Origin of the sequence: Acinetobacter brisouii CIP 110357, from assembly GCF_000488275.1 — a bacterium.
Taxonomy (GTDB): Bacteria; Pseudomonadota; Gammaproteobacteria; order Pseudomonadales; family Moraxellaceae; genus Acinetobacter; species Acinetobacter brisouii.
This window is the reverse complement of sequence record NZ_KI530762.1, coordinates 701202-717695: the sequence shown is the minus strand read 5'-3', so window position 1 is coordinate 717695 and position 16494 is coordinate 701202. Positions and strand designations below refer to the sequence as shown.

Sequence of the window (16494 nt, the reverse complement as noted above, 5' to 3'; positions counted from 1 at the left end):
ATCATTAACTCAACACTGGTAATGGAGGTGGAGTTGATGGACCATCTTTTGGTGGTTCAAGATCTGATACAGGGTTTTCTGCAACATATACTTTTGGTGGTCGTGGTTCACGACCTTCCATAATATCAAGCACCTGATCACGATCAATGGTTTCCCATTCCATCAATGCTTTCACCATGGTATGGGCTTTATCTTTATTATTCTCAAGAATATCCCAAGCTACTTTATATTGTTCATCAAGGATGCGACGAACTTCGGCATCTACTTGTTGCTGTGTTGCTTCCGAAATTGTACGGCTACCAATATTACCCAAGAAAGACTGCTGGTTATCATCTTCATAAACCATAACACCCATCTTGTCAGACATACCGTACTTGGTCACCATTGCACGGGCAATTTTTGTTGCACGTTCAAAGTCATTTGATGCACCAGTAGATTGTTGATGAATAAAGATTTCCTCAGCAATACGACCACCAAACAAGATTGAAATCTCATTAAGCATTTTGTCTTTATAATTGCTAATTTGGTCTTGTTCAGGTAACTGCCAAGTGACACCTAATGCCCAACCACGCGGCATAATAGTTACTTTATGCACAGGGTCTGTACCAGGTAGAACTTCCGCCACAATCGCATGTCCAGATTCATGATAAGCCGTTGCACGACGTTCTTCATCACGAATAATCATCGATTTACGCTCTGGCCCCATGTAAATCTTGTCTTTAGCATCTTCAAAATCATGCATGTCGACCGTATTTTTATTACGGCGCGCAGCAAATAATGCAGCCTCATTTACAAGGTTTGCCAATTGAGCACCTGAGAAGCCAGGAGTACCACGTGCCAAGATTTTTACATCCACACCTGTTACTGATGGTAACTTTCTTAAATGCACATGTAGAATCTGCTCGCGACCTTTAATATCAGGTAGCCCAACCATTACTTGACGGTCAAAACGTCCTGGACGAAGCAAAGCTTTATCAAGAACATCTGCACGGTTCGTTGCAGCAATGACAATAATACCTTCATTACCTTCAAAACCATCCATTTCAACCAACATCTGGTTCAAGGTTTGCTCACGTTCATCATGACCACCACCTGTACCTGAACCACGATGACGGCCGACTGCGTCAATTTCATCAATAAAGATGATACATGGAGCATGACGTTTTGCCTGTTCAAACATATCACGTACACGTGATGCGCCTACACCCACAAACATTTCAACAAAATCTGAACCTGAGATGCTAAAGAATGGTACTTTCGCTTCACCAGCAATCGCCTTCGCAAGTAAAGTTTTACCTGTACCTGGCGGGCCTACCATCAAAACACCTTTTGGAATAGATGCACCTAAACGTTTGAATTTTGCAGGGTCTTTAAGAAAGTCAACAATCTCGACAACTTCCTGCTTCGCTTCATCACATCCAGCAACATCGGCAAAAGTCACTTTGATTTGGTCTTCGGCAAGCATTTTTGCTTTTGATTTACCAAAGCTCATTGGACCATTTTTGCCGCCTGCACCACCACCCATGTTACGCATAAAGAACATGAATAACAAAATAATCAAAAGCACAGGGAAACTTGCGATGAGTAGTTGCATCAAAACACCTTGACGCTGTGGTGCAGTACCTTCAACCACAACATTGTTTTTGATCAAACTTGGCATAAGTTCAGGGTCTTGAACCGCAGGGCGAATACTTTCAAAATCTGAACCATTCTTTTTTTCGCCAGTGATTTTTTCGCCATCTATAGTGACTTGTTTAATTTGGCCTGCGTTTACCGCAGCAACAAACTCAGAATAGTTCATTTCTGACGGTTTCTTGTGATCACTGATATTGCTGAAAATTAATATCAGTGCTCCAAGTATCACTAGCCACAACACGGCGTTTTTGAAGAGATCGCTCAAAGCTTTATTCCCATATCATCAATCTAATTTAATCATGCCCTATAGAATTCAGGGTGATTTATTCTCAAATAAGCGAGTCACACACTCAAGCTACCTTGAATTGTACAACATGCACAATTTTTATCGACTTGGCAAGTCAACTTTATTGCGATGTTTTTTTGCGTCCCTGCCCAATCAGAAAAACTTCTTTTGAACGTGCGCGGGATGCTTCTGGCTTCGCTGTTTTCAACACATCAAAGCTATCGACTACTTGTTTACGAAACTCGTCAAACCCCGTACCTTGGAAAACTTTGACTACAAACTGCCCTTTTGGTCCTAAAACCTTTTGAGCAAAATCGAGTGCAAGCTCACACAAATAAATCTGACGGGGTTGATCAACAGCTCTATTACCTGATGTATTGGGGGCCATATCTGAAATTACAACGTCAACTTGACGTCCATTTAAAATATTTAACAATTTTTCGAAAACTTCTTCTTCCCGAAAGTCACCTTGCAAGAAAGTTACATCTGGGAGTGCATCCATTTCCAAAATATCAGAAGCAACCACCAAACCTTTATTACCAACGAGTTTGCCAGCAATTTGCGACCAACTACCAGGAGCAGCCCCCAAATCAACGACGGTCATACCTGGTTTGATGATTTTATATTTCTCTTGGATTTCAAGAAGCTTATAGGCGGCGCGTGCGCGATAACCTTCCTTTTGTGCTTTTTTCACAAAAGGATCATCTAAATGCTCTCTCATCCACGCACGACTACTTTTAGATAACTTTTGGTTGGTAATGCGTGTTGCCATAATCATCTATATTTAAAAACATTAAGTATGCATTGTACGAAAAAAATGTTCTACTTGCAGTATGCATCTGCATCGAAACACATGACTTTTTTTGATGCTGTTTATCGTTAATTTAAAAAATTTAAAACTTTTTGCTGTTTTAAATTCGGCCTTAATCAAAAACACTTGTATTCCTCGGTTGAGGACTAAGCGACTAAGCCCGCCAATTTAACATACTTTTTCAAGAAATTAATCATCAAAAAATATGTATTTATGTGATTAGAGCCAAGTTTTTTATACGGTTCGGATTACAATTTGCTATACTACTGCGCTTTTCAAAAACTAGGTTTATTTCATGGCAACACTATCTATTCAAGAACGAAAACGCTTACGTCAAATTGGTCACGCTTTAAATCCTGTGGTCATGATTGGTGGTCAAGGTTTAACCGACAGCGTTATCGAAGAAACTGTTCGTGCATTAACTGATCATGAATTAATTAAGGTAAAAATTGCTGGTGAAGACCGCGATGCACGTGCAGAAGTGACAGAAGCACTTGCTCAGGCAACACAAGCTGAAGTGATACAAAAAATTGGTAAGATTGTACTACTTTACAAAAAAGCTGCGAAACAAAATCCAAAGCTGTCGAATCTCGTTCGTCACGCACATTTAGCTAACTAAATCAGAGTTTGGTATGGCCAGTTACGAGCTACAAGCTTTTCAACGTTTTCATGAGATTTCTTTGGTCGGTGCACTTGAGTATCAGGCACCTTACACTTTAAATCTTGGCTTTTGGCTACGTGACCCCTTACAACTGATCAACTGGTCAAGCCTAGAAACAGCACATCCTCGACAAGATTTTCTTTGGGAGAAGACTTGTTTTGAGCTGTTTATTGGGGTTAAAAATGAAGATTATTATCGTGAAATAAACCTATCTCCATCCCAAGCTTGGCAATGTTATCAATTTGAAGAATATCGCTACCCAGAAGATATGCCGCCGCAAATGGCACACGATATTGAACTTATTGCGTTACAGCGTACACATTATGGGCTCAGTGCCACACTTGATTTAGCTCAGTTTATGCAAAAACATCAACTGAAATGGCATGACTTATTTATTGGTTTAACTGCGATACTCGATACAAAACAAGGCATGCATTTTTACGCCATGCAGCACAGTAGTCCGCAGGCTGACTTTCACAATAAACGTGACTGGATTCATACTTTTTAAATAGAACAACGGGCATTTTTACCCGTTGTTCCTTTCAGATTTTATTTCACATCTTCTGTTGCTTTGTCTTTTTTCACTGGCTCTTCTTCAGTCGCTTTTTTCTCATCAACCTCTTTCACCTTATGCCATGCTTCTACTGCATTGTTTTTTGTACGTTGCAAAGTTTCAGCCACATGCTCTTTGTGTTTTGTAGAGAACTGTGAAACATCATCTTTAACTTCTTTTGAAAGTTTAGAAAATTCTTCCACAATAGATGCAAATTCAATTTTGATCACTTCTTTTAGTTCGATAAGATCGTCCTGTGACAAAGTGAATTTATCCCGAAAATCATTAAAACGAACAAGAAAGTCCTCTTTCAATTGTCTAACTTGCTCCTGAAATGATGCTCCAGCTTCTTTAGCTTCTGCTTCAAGCTGAGCAGCCTGCTCAGCAGCCTTTTCTTTCACTGCATCAAATTTGACTTCAACAGCTTCAGCTTTATCTTCAACCTTGGCTTTAACATTTTCAACTTTGTCTTCAACCTTGGCTTTAACATCTTCAACCTTATCCTCAATCTTGGCTTTAACCTCTTGCACTTTACCTTCGACCTTGGTTTTGACATCAGTTACGGCTTGTTCCAATTGTTCTGTTTTTTCTTGTAGCGGTGTTTTTGTCGCCATAAGTTAGCTCCTTTTCACAAAGATATTTATTTGTTGATGTTTTTCAATCTAACAAACTGTCGTTTTTTTCACCATAAAATTGTCTAACAATTCACGAATTCTCACATAATGACATTGCTTTTTTTGCCATACAATGTGATTGTTTAGCACAATGCTTGCGCCCAATTGATTATTTATAAATACGTGGACTTTATCTACTTATATGCGTACAATATGTTTTTAAGTTACAAGCGAGCAGACCAAAGGAGGGCATGTTTTTAGGCAGCCATCTTTTTTTATGTCTACTCGCTTTTTTACAGCTTAAAATTCAGGAGCTTTGGTTTGAGCACCCCCGCCATTTTAGCCCTCGCAGATGGAACTATCTTTAAAGGTACCTCTATCGGCGCTACGGGATGTACGACTGGTGAAGTCGTTTTTAATACAGCCATGACTGGCTATCAAGAAATTCTTACTGACCCGAGTTATGCACAGCAACTTGTGACATTAACTTATCCGCATATCGGAAACACGGGTTGTAACGCAGAAGATTCTGAATCAGGTCGCATCCATAAGGTATGGGCGAACGGTTTGATCATTCGCGATCTCCCTTTATTACATAGCAATTTCCGCGCTGAACAATCTTTGGCTGAGTACTTAAAACAGCACAATGTTGTTGCAATTGCAGATATTGATACACGTAAATTAACGCGTATTTTAAGGGACAAAGGTGCACAAAACGGTTGCATCCTTGCTGGTGAGAACATTACTGAAGAACAAGCTTTGGCAAAAGCACGTGAATTTGGCGGTTTAAACGGTTTAGACCTTGCCAAAGAATGTTGCGATCCAACTGGCTTTGAATGGACTGAAGGTTCATGGGCTTTGGGTCAAGGCTTTGCACAACCTGAATTAAAATATCATGTCGTTGCATACGACTACGGTGTCAAAACCAACATCTTACGTATGCTTGCAGACCGCGGTTGTAAATTAACCGTTGTGCCTGCACAGACTCCTGCAGAAAAAGTTCTGGCATTAAATCCTGATGGCGTATTTTTGTCGAATGGTCCTGGCGACCCAGCGGCATGTGATTACGCAATTGAAGCTGTAAAAACTATTGTTGAAACGACAAATTTACCTGTGTTTGGTATTTGTTTAGGTCATCAAATTCTTGCCCTCGCTTCTGGTGCAAAAACCATCAAAATGGGTCATGGTCACCACGGTGCAAACCATCCTGTACAAAACCTTGAAAATGGTACAGTGATGATTACTTCGCAAAACCACGGTTTCGCAGTCGATGCAGACACCTTACCAGCCAGCTTAAGAGCAACGCATAAATCGTTGTTTGATGGCACGTTGCAAGGTATCCACCGCACAGACAAACCAGCGTTCAGCTTCCAGGGTCACCCTGAAGCTAGCCCAGGTCCACATGACTGTGCTCCACTGTTCGATCATTTCATCGAACTTATCGAAGCCGCTAAGAAGTAATTAAGGAGCGAATAATGCCTAAGCGTACGGATATTAAAAGCATCTTAATTATTGGTGCTGGTCCTATTGTGATTGGTCAAGCCTGCGAGTTTGACTATTCTGGTGCACAAGCCTGTAAAGCACTTCGTGAAGAAGGCTACCGCGTTATTTTGGTGAACTCTAACCCAGCAACCATTATGACCGACCCTGCAATGGCAGATGCAACTTACATCGAGCCAATCACTTGGCAAACTGTTGCACAAATCATTGAGAAAGAGCGCCCAGATGCTGTTCTCCCTACAATGGGTGGTCAGACAGCATTGAACTGTGCGCTTGCACTTGATGAACATGGTATTTTAGAAAAATACAATGTTGAATTGATTGGTGCAAGCAAAGAAGCGATTGAAAAAGCTGAAGACCGCAAACTGTTTGACATCGCAATGCGCAAAATCGGACTTGAATGTCCTCGTGCAGATGTTGCAGAAAGCATGGAACATGCCTTAGAAATTCAAGCACGTTTTGGCTTCCCTGTGATCATTCGTCCATCATTCACGATGGGTGGTTCAGGTGGTGGTATCGCGTACAATAAAGATGAATTTATTGAAATTTGTGAACGCGGTTTCGACCTTTCTCCAACTAAACAATTATTGATTGATGAATCTTTGATTGGTTGGAAAGAGTACGAAATGGAAGTTGTTCGTGACAAAAATGACAACTGTATCATTGTCTGTGCGATTGAAAACTTCGATCCAATGGGCGTACATACTGGTGACTCAATCACCGTTGCACCTGCACAAACACTAACTGACAAAGAATATCAAATCATGCGTAACGCATCGATTGCAGTTCTTCGTGAGATCGGTGTTGAAACAGGTGGCTCAAACGTTCAATTCGGTATTAACCCGAAAGATGGTCGTATGGTTGTGATTGAGATGAACCCTCGTGTTTCTCGTTCATCTGCACTTGCATCTAAAGCAACTGGTTTCCCGATTGCAAAAATTGCTGCGAAATTGGCTGTTGGTTATACCCTTGATGAGCTTAAAAATGACATCACTGGCGGTGTAACACCTGCGTCATTTGAACCTGCAATCGACTATGTCGTAACCAAAATTCCACGTTTCAACTTTGAGAAATTCCCTCAAGCTGAGCCTGTATTGACTACACAGATGAAATCTGTGGGTGAAGTGATGGCGATTGGTCGTAACTTCCAAGAATCTGTACAAAAAGCACTTCGTGGTCTTGAAGTTGGCGTTTGTGGTTTTGACGAACAAATTGCTGTTGGTGCTGAAGGCGCGAAAGATAAAATTCTTAAAGAGCTTAAAGTTCCAGGTCCTGAGCGTATTTGGTATGTTGCAGATGCCTTCCGTCATGGTTTTACTCTTGATGACGTATTTGAAGCAACCAAGATTGACCGTTGGTTCCTGATTCAAATCGAAGACATCATTAAAACTGAAGCTAAAGTGAAATCTTTAGGCTTTGGTGACTTAACTGCTGACAATATCCGTTCATTCAAACGTAAAGGTTTATCTGACTTACGTATTGCAAACTTGATGGGTATTTCACAAAAACAATTCCGCAAGCAGCGTTGGAATTTGGGTGTTTATCCAGTTTACAAACGCGTAGATACATGTGCAGCCGAGTTTGAATCAGGCACAGCTTACATGTATTCAACTTACGATGAAGAATGTGAAGCGAATCCATCAAACCGTGACAAAATCATGGTGATCGGTGGTGGTCCAAACCGTATTGGTCAAGGCATTGAATTTGACTACTGTTGTGTACACGCGGCGCTTGCAATGCGTGATGACGGTTATGAAACTATCATGGTGAACTGTAACCCTGAAACAGTTTCTACCGACTATGATACGTCGGATCGCCTGTACTTCGAACCAATCACTTTGGAAGATGTACTTGAAATCGTACGTACAGAGAAGCCAAAAGGTATTATCGTACAGTACGGTGGTCAAACTCCGCTTAAATTGGCTCGTGCTTTAGAAGAAGCTGGTGCGCCAATTATCGGTACATCTCCTGATGCGATTGACCGTGCAGAAGACCGTGAACGTTTCCAGCAAATGATTCAACGTCTACAACTTCGTCAACCAAGCAACAGCATTGTAAAATCTGCTGAAGAAGGTATTTCTGAAGCTGCAAAAGTGGGTTACCCACTGGTTGTTCGCCCATCTTATGTACTTGGTGGTCGTGCGATGGAAATCGTGTACAACGAAGATGAGTTGAAACGCTACTTGCGCGAAGCAGTTCAAGCCTCTAACGAAGCACCTGTTTTGCTTGACCACTTCTTGGATTCAGCAATCGAAGTTGACGTTGACTGCGTATCTGACGGTAAAGATGTCGTGATTGGCGGTATCATGCAGCATATCGAACAAGCAGGTATTCACTCAGGTGACTCTGCATGCTCGATTCCTCCATACTCGCTTTCTCAAGAAATCCAAGACGAAATGCGCCGTCAAACTGTTGCTATGGCGAAAGAGCTTGGTGTAATTGGTTTGATGAACGTTCAGTTCGCAGTAAAAGGCAACGACATTTACGTACTTGAAGTAAACCCTCGTGCATCACGTACTGTTCCTTTCGTATCGAAGTGTATCGGTGAATCTCTAGCGAAAGTTGCTGCTCGTTGTATGGCTGGTCAGTCTTTAGAATCTCAAGGTTTCACCAAAGAGATTATTCCGACTCACTTTGCTGTCAAAGAAGCGGTATTCCCATTTGCTAAATTCCCTGGTGTTGACCCAATGCTTGGACCTGAGATGAAATCTACAGGTGAAGTAATGGGCGTTGGTAAATCTTTTGGTGAAGCATTCTATAAAGCTGTTTTAGGCTCAAATGAACGCTTACCTGGCTTACCAACTGAAGGCGAAGTTAAACATGCATTCTTGTCTGTTCGTGATTCAGACAAAGAACACGTGGTTGATATTGCAAAACGCCTTGCTGAATACGGTTTCAAACTGGTTGCAACTTCTGGTACTCACAAAGTACTGAGCGATGCTGGTCTTGAATGCGAACGCGTGAATAAAGTCACCGAAGGCCGTCCACACATTGTAGACCGCTTGAAAAATGGCGAAATACACCTTATTGTCAATACCACTGAGGGCAAACGCGCTCAATATGACTCAGCAATGATTCGTCGTGCTGCTCTACAAGGTAAAGTGTATTACACCACTACCATTAACGGTGCTGAAGCAGTTTGCCAAGCCTTTGCGATCCAATTACCAATGGATGTATATCGCTTGCAAGATTTACAAAAGTTAAGTTAATTACTGATCCGATAAGTCCCGTCACCTAATCGGTGGCGGGATTTTTCTTTTTTTTAAACGGTATTATCCCATTTCATTTAGAGGGACTAAAATGCAACGTTATCCAATGACGCCTGAGGGCAAAGCAGCTTTAGAGAAAGAATTACAGCATTTAAAAACTGTTGAGCGTCCACGTATTATTCAAGCAATTGCTGAAGCACGCGAACATGGCGATTTAAAAGAAAATGCAGAATATCATGCTGCTCGTGAACAACAAGGTTTCTGTGAAGGTCGTATTCAGGACATCGAAGGTAAACTCGGCGCATGCCAAGTGATTGATGTGAATGATCTTGAGCAAAATGGTCGCGTTGTGTTTGGGGTAACGGTCACCATTGAAAACCTAGATACAGAAGAACGTAAAACCTATAAAATCGTAGGTGATGACGAAGCAGATTTTAAAATCAATAAAATTTCAGTGAATTCACCGATTGCACGTGGTCTTCTAGGCAAAAATGAAGGCGATGAAGTCAAAATCGTGACACCTCAGGGTGAAGTAGAATACGAAATTGTTAGCGTAGAATATCTATAAAGATCAAGGAAGTACAAAGTACTTCCTTTTTTTTAACTTATTATTTCAGCATAAATCCCATATGCAGCATCAAATATATTGACATACAAAGGAATCCTTTCAGGAAATTGCGGGTATCTACCAGTGAGAACCAGAACGAAAGGAATATGATTGCGCTTGGCTTATGGTAAACCAATCTGAATCAAAACAATTAGTTTGATGACTACCCTTCCAGCCCGATAGACCGTCAAATCTGCCCGTATGTTAACGTCTGCTTAAATTCACTGAATGGCATGTGTATTCAAATGACTTTTATTTTTCCATATCTTTATATTGCTTAAAAACATTTGAGATTGCACTCAATCTCAATTTCCCCACTGATATACCTTTAATTTAATTCGACCATCCATCACAACTATCCCTTCATCAATCAAGCGCATGGCTTGCAGATTTTCTCCTTGGGCATTGGTCTGGCTCAGGCTAATTTTACCTTGGGCATTCACAACCCGATGCCAAGGAATATCGCTGTGTTCTTCAAGACTCTGCAAAACTTTCCCGACCAATCGGGCATGGCGTGGCAAACCTGCCATTTTGGCAACCTGTCCATAACTGGCCACTTTTCCTTGTGGAATACGCGCAACCACTTCCAAAATCTGGCGATACAACTCAACTTGCATAAAAGCCTCTCAGATAAAAAAGCCATCTAAAAGATGGCTTTAACACTTAGAAATTATGGGGGTTTTCTAGCAGGTTGCGCTCTGTCATCTTGCTTGGATCATGTAAAGCAGCCACACCATCATCCGCTTTCACATCGGCAATCTGTTCGGGGTTATACACAGTAATGGTTTCACTGCCATTGGCATCTTCCCCGACAATGTACTTCACACCTTTACGATTCATTTTATGGCACAAACGCTGATACCAGCCCTTAAACCCTTCGGTTTCCTCATGCGGATTATAATAAAATGCATTCATTACCGCAGGCAATCCTAAACCACAGACCACACCTGACAGTAGCACCGCAATAAAAGTATAGCCAATCAGAATACTACTATAAGGACTGAGAGTCGGATGGTTTGCCACTGCCAAAATCAAAGCCAGTGATAGGCCACCACGTACCCCGCCCCAGCTTAAAATTGTCAGACTGCCGTTATAACTATTTCTACGAAAACTTGGAAAACAGGCAAAAGATAAAAAGTTGGCGGCAAAACGGGAAATATGCAATACAATAAAGGCAATAATCCCACCTAAAATCATGCTGGCGTTTAGATCCAGAATAAACAATTCCAGACCAATTAAAGTAAACAGGAATGAATTAATAATTCCCTCTACCGTATGCCAAAAATGATTAATTTCGCGAGTTGCCGTTTCAGATAGAATCTCCTGCCAGCGATTGCCGACAATCAACCCGCCAATCACACAGGCAATCGGTGCTGAAGCATGGGCAAATAACGCCACCAAGTATGAACCACATGCCAACAGTGCCGTAGTCAAAATGAGAGACTCTGGTTCATGTTTACCACGTAGTAAACGTAAAATCCCTTGTCCAAATGCCCAGCCAATCAATACCGCAACAACAATTTCATACAACAAGGTTTCCAATGTGCCGATCAGCGTAAAATTTTTACCCTGAATCACATTCAACAAAGTCATGAATACAGCAATACACATCGCATCATTAAACAGTGATTCGCCTTCAAGCTTTACAATCAGATGATGCGGTGCACGTACTGAACTGAGTACGCCTTTAATCCCAATCGGGTCAGTTGCACCCAATGCCGAGCCTAACAATAATAGTATGGCGATTGGTACAGGATGTCCGATCAACGCCTGAAAACCAAATAACATGCCACCAAAAAAGACCGCACACAAAACCAGTGAAATGCTGGCCAGAATGCTGATCGGTTTCCAGTGATTGCGCAAATCGGAAATTTTAAACTTTAATGCTGACGACGTTAAAATAAAACAAATCACGCCATTAATTAAAAAATCATAAAAATCGATGTGGCGAACTGCATTTTCAATATTATGAATATTAATGGTAATAAAATGATTACCACTCAGCAGGCTTGCACCCCACTGTAAAATAAAGACAAGAATTGCCGATACGATCGGTACACCAATCGCTTGAGGAAAACCTAAAATACGTTTATTGAAAATTGTAGTTGCAATAGATAGGGCAAAAATAACTGTAAAGACCTGTAAAATAAAATAACTACCCATAAGCCCCCTATATCACTAGACTGATTTTGTTTTTACATAAATAAAAGCTCTGCGACGAAAAAAGACGTCTGAATCATTTTACATATTTTTTGTTATTTTTGGGGAAAATACCACACAATCACACACATAAATGAAAATTTTTACACCTTTTTAGACTATTAATGAAATAAAAAAACCACACCACAAAATCAAAAAATCTTTAATAAATAAAATATCTATATATTTCAAATAATTAAATCGTTAGTGATGATGTTGCTTTAAAAAATCCCAAATAACTTGAGTCGTATCAATGCCATCTGCATCTTCTACTGTTGACCACGTATGTCCTTGAGATTTCAGTAAATACACCTGTAAATCTGCTTTACAAGCACGGTATTGCCAAAATTCAAATGCTACCGTATTGGATTTTAGGTCTTTTGCCTGACATTGGTTGACCTTCTTCCAGATCTCAATTGTTTGATTGAGTGGTAAAAAAGCTTGCGTCTGAGCACGTGCCACAAAACGTACCTGACTTTTACCTCCATTAATTGGGACAACCTGATCCTGCATTCCATGCACAATCAATAATGGCATCGCGGTTTGAGGTTGCGGCTGCCCAGAAAACATTGCTGCAGAAACCACAGCTGCAGCTGCAAAAGGCGCTCGCTGCTGTGCAATCAATTGATAAGTCAGCATACCGCCATTTGAAAAACCAACTACATAAATGCGATGTTGATCAACCGAAGTTCGTTGCTCAACTTCTTTCAGCATTGCCTGAATAAATGCAGCATCTGCACTTTGCTGCTGTTGGGCATCACCACAACAACCTAGAGCATTCCATGTCGCTTTCTCTGCATTTGGTGCAACCACAATCAAACCTTCACGTTGGGCGACTGTCTGCCAGCGCTGCAACATTCGTGATGCATTGCCACCGCCACCATGCAACACTATCACTAGCGGCGCAGGTTTCTGATGGTGTGCATCAAGTACAAGGTACTGGCGTTGTATGCCTTGCACCAAAATATGCTGCTCAATCGGTTGCTGTGCAGTAGTATAAAACGACAATACCCAACCTAAACATCCAACAAATAAACTGAGCCAACGCATAGAACCTTCTCACTATAAAGGATGCTGAAACGTATCACAGGCTGATAAATCTTGTGCATTTAAGCCACGATCAAACCATTTTATCCGTTGCTGACTTGTGCCGTGGGTAAAACTGTCTGGAACAATTTGTCCACTGCTACGCTTTTGTAAATAATCATCGCCAATTTTCTCAGCAGCATCCATAGCTTCTTCAACATCGCCCTGTTGTAAAAAATGAGTCCGCTGATTGTTATATTTTGCCCAAATTCCAGCAAAGCAGTCCGCCTGCAACTCTTGTCGTACTGACAATTGATTGGCTTGTTTCTGACTCATTTGCTGACGTTGTGCATAGACTTTTTCAGAAATTCCCAAAAGATTTTGTACATGGTGCCCTACCTCATGCGCGATCACATACGCCATAGCAAAATCACCGGCCTGATCTTGACGGGAAAGCTGGGTGCTATTTTTCTCTCCCGATATGCCAAGTTGCTGGCGCATTTCAACAAAGAAATCGGTATCTAAATAAACACTTTTATCGGATGAGCAATAAAAAGGCCCCATTGCAGATTGCCCTGCACCACACGCTGTTGAGGTAGACTGCCGATAAAGTACCAATTTGGCTGGTGTATATTGCCAACCTTGCTGTTTGAAAATTGTTGTCCAAGTATCTTCGGTATCTGCCAAAATTGTAGATACAAACTGCTTGGCTTCTTGCTGTTCGCTGGTCGGATGCTGTATCGCTTGCTGATGGGACTGCTGTTGTGTTGTGAGTTGTTTGGTCACCTGATAAGTTTGCTGTGGATCAGCACCAAAAAACTTCCAAGCCACAAAGGCAACCACCAACCCAACAATACTGATGCCTCCTGTTTTTACAGCACCACCGCCACGACGGTCTTCCACATTGTCACTTTCACGACGACCTTTCCATTCCATAACAGCATCCCATCCCTTAACTGGCTTTTGTGAAAATTTTACTCAATACGGTGACTCCAGCAAGAACGATTGCTCCAGCAATAACCCCCAAACCCATGTTTAACAGCATTGGCGTAATACTGCCCATAATCTGCCCAACGGTTGGAATCACTTCTGCCTGATCGATCGCACGCTCAGTCCAATGATGTGCAAATGGAACCGCATGATTAATAATGCCACCACCCACCAAAAACATTGCTATTGTTCCTACAACAGACAAAGTTTTCATCAGTTTAGGCGCAAATACCAACAGTAAATTACCCACACGGGTTTTCCATGCCTTGTCTTGCTGAGTCAGATACAACCCCATATCATCAATTTTGACAATCAGACCAACCAGCCCATACACACCCAATGTCATCACCACCGCGATCAGACTCATGACAATGACTTTATTCATCAGGGTTGCTGTGGCCACTGTACCTAAAGTAATCACCACTATCTCAGCCGATAAAATAAAATCAGTACGAATTGCACCCTTGATTTTATCTTTCTCATAAGCCACCAGATCATCTGGCATTTCGGGAATTTCACTGACGTCGGTATGTTTCTTGGTATGCAAGCTATGTAGAACTTTCTCTACGCCTTCATAACACAAAAACAATCCACCTATCACCAATAAAGGATTAATTAACCAAGCAGCAAAAATACTGACAATCAGTGCCACGGGCACCAAAATACATTTATTTAATAATGAGCCTTTCGCTACAGCCCAAACCACAGGTAATTCACGCTCGGCTTTCACACCTGTGACCTGTTGAGCATTCAGCGCAAGATCATCACCTAAAACACCTGCGGTTTTTTGTGCTGCAGTTTTACTCATTAAGGCAACATCATCTAGTAACGTTGCAATATCATCTAATAACAGCAGTAGGCTACTTGCCATATATTTATTATCCAGTATGAAGGTTTTTCAATATTGTAAAGTGTTTTTGTATTTTTCAGCATGTTGATGCATGAAAACCAACAATCTTAAGCAATTGCTTAGTTTTGTCATAAGACATCGTTCCGCTTATGCCTTACAATAAATGCATTTTTAAAAAACGATCAAAGCACAGCGTTTAGGATATCTCATGACAACAGCAGATCAACGCCCAATTATTTTGACAGGTGACCGACCAACTGGACAACTGCATTTAGGTCACTTTGTTGGCTCACTACGTTCACGTGTAGGCTTACAAGACACGCATCATCAACACATTTTACTTGCCGATGCGCAAGCCTTAACTGACAATGCCGATAACTTTGAAAAAGTCCGTCGCAATGTCATCGAAGTTGCTACAGATTACTTGGCTGTTGGTATTGACCCAAGTAAAACCACGATTTGCGTTCAGTCACATCTGCCCGCATTAAATGAACTCACCATGCTGTATTTGAACTTTGTGACTGTGGCACGTTTAGAGCGTAACCCAACCATTAAGTCAGAAATTCAAATGCGTGGTTTCGAGCGCGATATTCCAGCAGGTTTCTTATGCTATCCAGTTGCTCAAGCTGCTGATATTACTGCATTTAAAGCAACTGTTGTACCTGTTGGTGAAGATCAGATTCCAATGATCGAACAAACCAACGAAATTGTACGTCGTGTTAACCGTCAGATCGGACGTGATTTACTACCAGAGTGTAAAGCATTGTTATCAAATGTAGGACGCTTGCCTGGCTTCGATGGCAAAGCCAAAATGTCCAAGTCTTTGGGCAACACAATTGTGTTAAATGCCACAGACAAAGACATCAAAAAAGCAGTGAATGCCATGTATACCGACCCAAATCACTTGCGCATTGAAGATCCGGGTCAAGTTGAAGGCAATGTGGTGTTTACTTATTTAGATGCCTTCGATCCAAATAAAGAAGAACTTGAAGAATTGAAAGCTCACTACCGCCGTGGTGGTTTAGGCGATGGCACGGTGAAAAAACGCCTTGAAGGTATTTTAAAAGACCTGATTGCACCAATTCGTGAACGTCGCAATGAACTTTCTAAAGACCCTGACTATATTATGGATGTTTTGAAAGCAGGTACACAAAAGTGTCAGGTCATTACTCAAACGACACTAGATGAAGTAAAAGATGGGCTTGGAATGTTCCGTTTCTGAGCATTACCACAGAAAAGTATGACCAAAAGTGACCATTTTTGTTAATTATGTGCAAAACATGCAACAAAAAGCGTCATTTTTTTACGTTATTTAACAGTTAAATTGCGTAAAAGCCTATTATTTTAGTCAGCTTTTTTATATACTGCTCCTATAGCGTTTAGTTGTTACAGCTAAATGACATTTCTCCATTTTACGGAACTGTTTTCAGTTTTTCGTTGTTCTACGCAGTGGTCACCCCAACCATTGCGTATTTTTTTATCTAAATTTTGCATAAAAAAATTCAAGTTTCTAGCCAGTAAAAACTTGAATTTTAAAATTAGTCTAGAATTTT

14 protein-coding genes are annotated in these 16494 nt (G+C 41.1%); 6 read left to right on the top strand and 8 right to left on the bottom strand.

Annotated elements, in window-relative coordinates; translation table 11 throughout:
* Positions 1–4 precede the first annotated feature (4 nt).
* Positions 5–1900 (bottom strand): ATP-dependent zinc metalloprotease FtsH, encoded by a 1896-nt coding sequence (ftsH, locus tag P255_RS03345; RefSeq protein ID WP_035364973.1) that lies wholly within the window; start codon positions 1898–1900, stop codon positions 5–7.
* 142 nt (positions 1901–2042) lie between these two features.
* On the bottom strand, positions 2043–2693 hold the full coding sequence (rlmE, locus tag P255_RS03340; RefSeq protein ID WP_035365260.1) for a 23S rRNA (uridine(2552)-2'-O)-methyltransferase RlmE: 651 nt from the start codon (positions 2691–2693) through the stop codon (positions 2043–2045).
* A 334-nt stretch (positions 2694–3027) separates the two neighbouring features.
* On the opposite strand from rlmE, the gene yhbY reads away from it, so the two are divergent.
* Both yhbY and P255_RS03330 read left to right on the top strand, forming a co-directional pair.
* The gene (gene yhbY, locus P255_RS03335; RefSeq protein ID WP_004903585.1) at positions 3028–3351 is read left to right on the top strand and encodes a ribosome assembly RNA-binding protein YhbY; all 324 of its coding nucleotides are present in this window, start codon (positions 3028–3030) and stop codon (positions 3349–3351) included.
* Positions 3352–3364: 13 nt separating this feature from the next.
* Positions 3365–3901, top strand: a complete 537-nt coding sequence (locus tag P255_RS03330; protein WP_004903583.1) for a DOMON-like domain-containing protein — start codon at positions 3365–3367, stop codon at positions 3899–3901.
* A gap of 41 nt (positions 3902–3942) precedes the next feature.
* On the opposite strand, the gene P255_RS03325 is transcribed toward P255_RS03330, so the two are convergent.
* Entirely contained in the window at positions 3943–4560 is a 618-nt protein-coding gene (locus tag P255_RS03325; protein WP_004903581.1) for a hypothetical protein, read from the bottom strand.
* A 321-nt stretch (positions 4561–4881) separates the two neighbouring features.
* Here P255_RS03325 and carA point away from each other — a divergent pair, with 321 nt between their 5' ends.
* From carA to greA, 3 genes are all read left to right on the top strand, one after another.
* Entirely contained in the window at positions 4882–6021 is a 1140-nt protein-coding gene (carA, locus tag P255_RS03320; RefSeq protein WP_004903579.1) for a glutamine-hydrolyzing carbamoyl-phosphate synthase small subunit, read from the top strand.
* A gap of 14 nt (positions 6022–6035) precedes the next feature.
* Positions 6036–9269 carry a carbamoyl-phosphate synthase large subunit gene (gene carB, locus P255_RS03315; protein ID WP_004903578.1) on the top strand — a complete coding sequence of 1078 codons (3234 nt, stop codon included), beginning with the start codon at positions 6036–6038 and terminating at the stop codon, positions 9267–9269.
* A 91-nt stretch (positions 9270–9360) separates the two neighbouring features.
* Positions 9361–9837, top strand: a complete 477-nt coding sequence (gene greA, locus P255_RS03310; RefSeq protein WP_004903576.1) for a transcription elongation factor GreA — start codon at positions 9361–9363, stop codon at positions 9835–9837.
* 344 nt (positions 9838–10181) lie between these two features.
* Here the strand turns inward: greA and P255_RS03305 are convergent, their stop codons facing one another.
* The 5 genes from P255_RS03305 to P255_RS03285 form a co-directional block, all read right to left on the bottom strand.
* On the bottom strand, positions 10182–10493 hold the full coding sequence (locus tag P255_RS03305) for an MGMT family protein (protein ID WP_004903574.1): 312 nt from the start codon (positions 10491–10493) through the stop codon (positions 10182–10184).
* Positions 10494–10539: 46 nt separating this feature from the next.
* Entirely contained in the window at positions 10540–12039 is a 1500-nt protein-coding gene (locus P255_RS03300) for a cation:proton antiporter (protein ID WP_004903573.1), read from the bottom strand.
* 240 nt (positions 12040–12279) lie between these two features.
* Entirely contained in the window at positions 12280–13125 is an 846-nt protein-coding gene (locus tag P255_RS03295) for a CE1 family esterase (RefSeq protein ID WP_004903571.1), read from the bottom strand.
* A gap of 12 nt (positions 13126–13137) precedes the next feature.
* Positions 13138–14037 carry a KPN_02809 family neutral zinc metallopeptidase gene (gene ypfJ / locus P255_RS03290; RefSeq protein WP_004903570.1) on the bottom strand — a complete coding sequence of 300 codons (900 nt, stop codon included), beginning with the start codon at positions 14035–14037 and terminating at the stop codon, positions 13138–13140.
* 16 nt (positions 14038–14053) lie between these two features.
* Positions 14054–14962, bottom strand: a complete 909-nt coding sequence (locus tag P255_RS03285) for a DUF808 domain-containing protein (protein WP_004903568.1) — start codon at positions 14960–14962, stop codon at positions 14054–14056.
* A 187-nt stretch (positions 14963–15149) separates the two neighbouring features.
* Here P255_RS03285 and trpS point away from each other — a divergent pair, with 187 nt between their 5' ends.
* Positions 15150–16163 (top strand): tryptophan--tRNA ligase, encoded by a 1014-nt coding sequence (gene trpS / locus P255_RS03280; protein ID WP_004903566.1) that lies wholly within the window; start codon positions 15150–15152, stop codon positions 16161–16163.
* Positions 16164–16494: the final 331 nt, after the last annotated feature.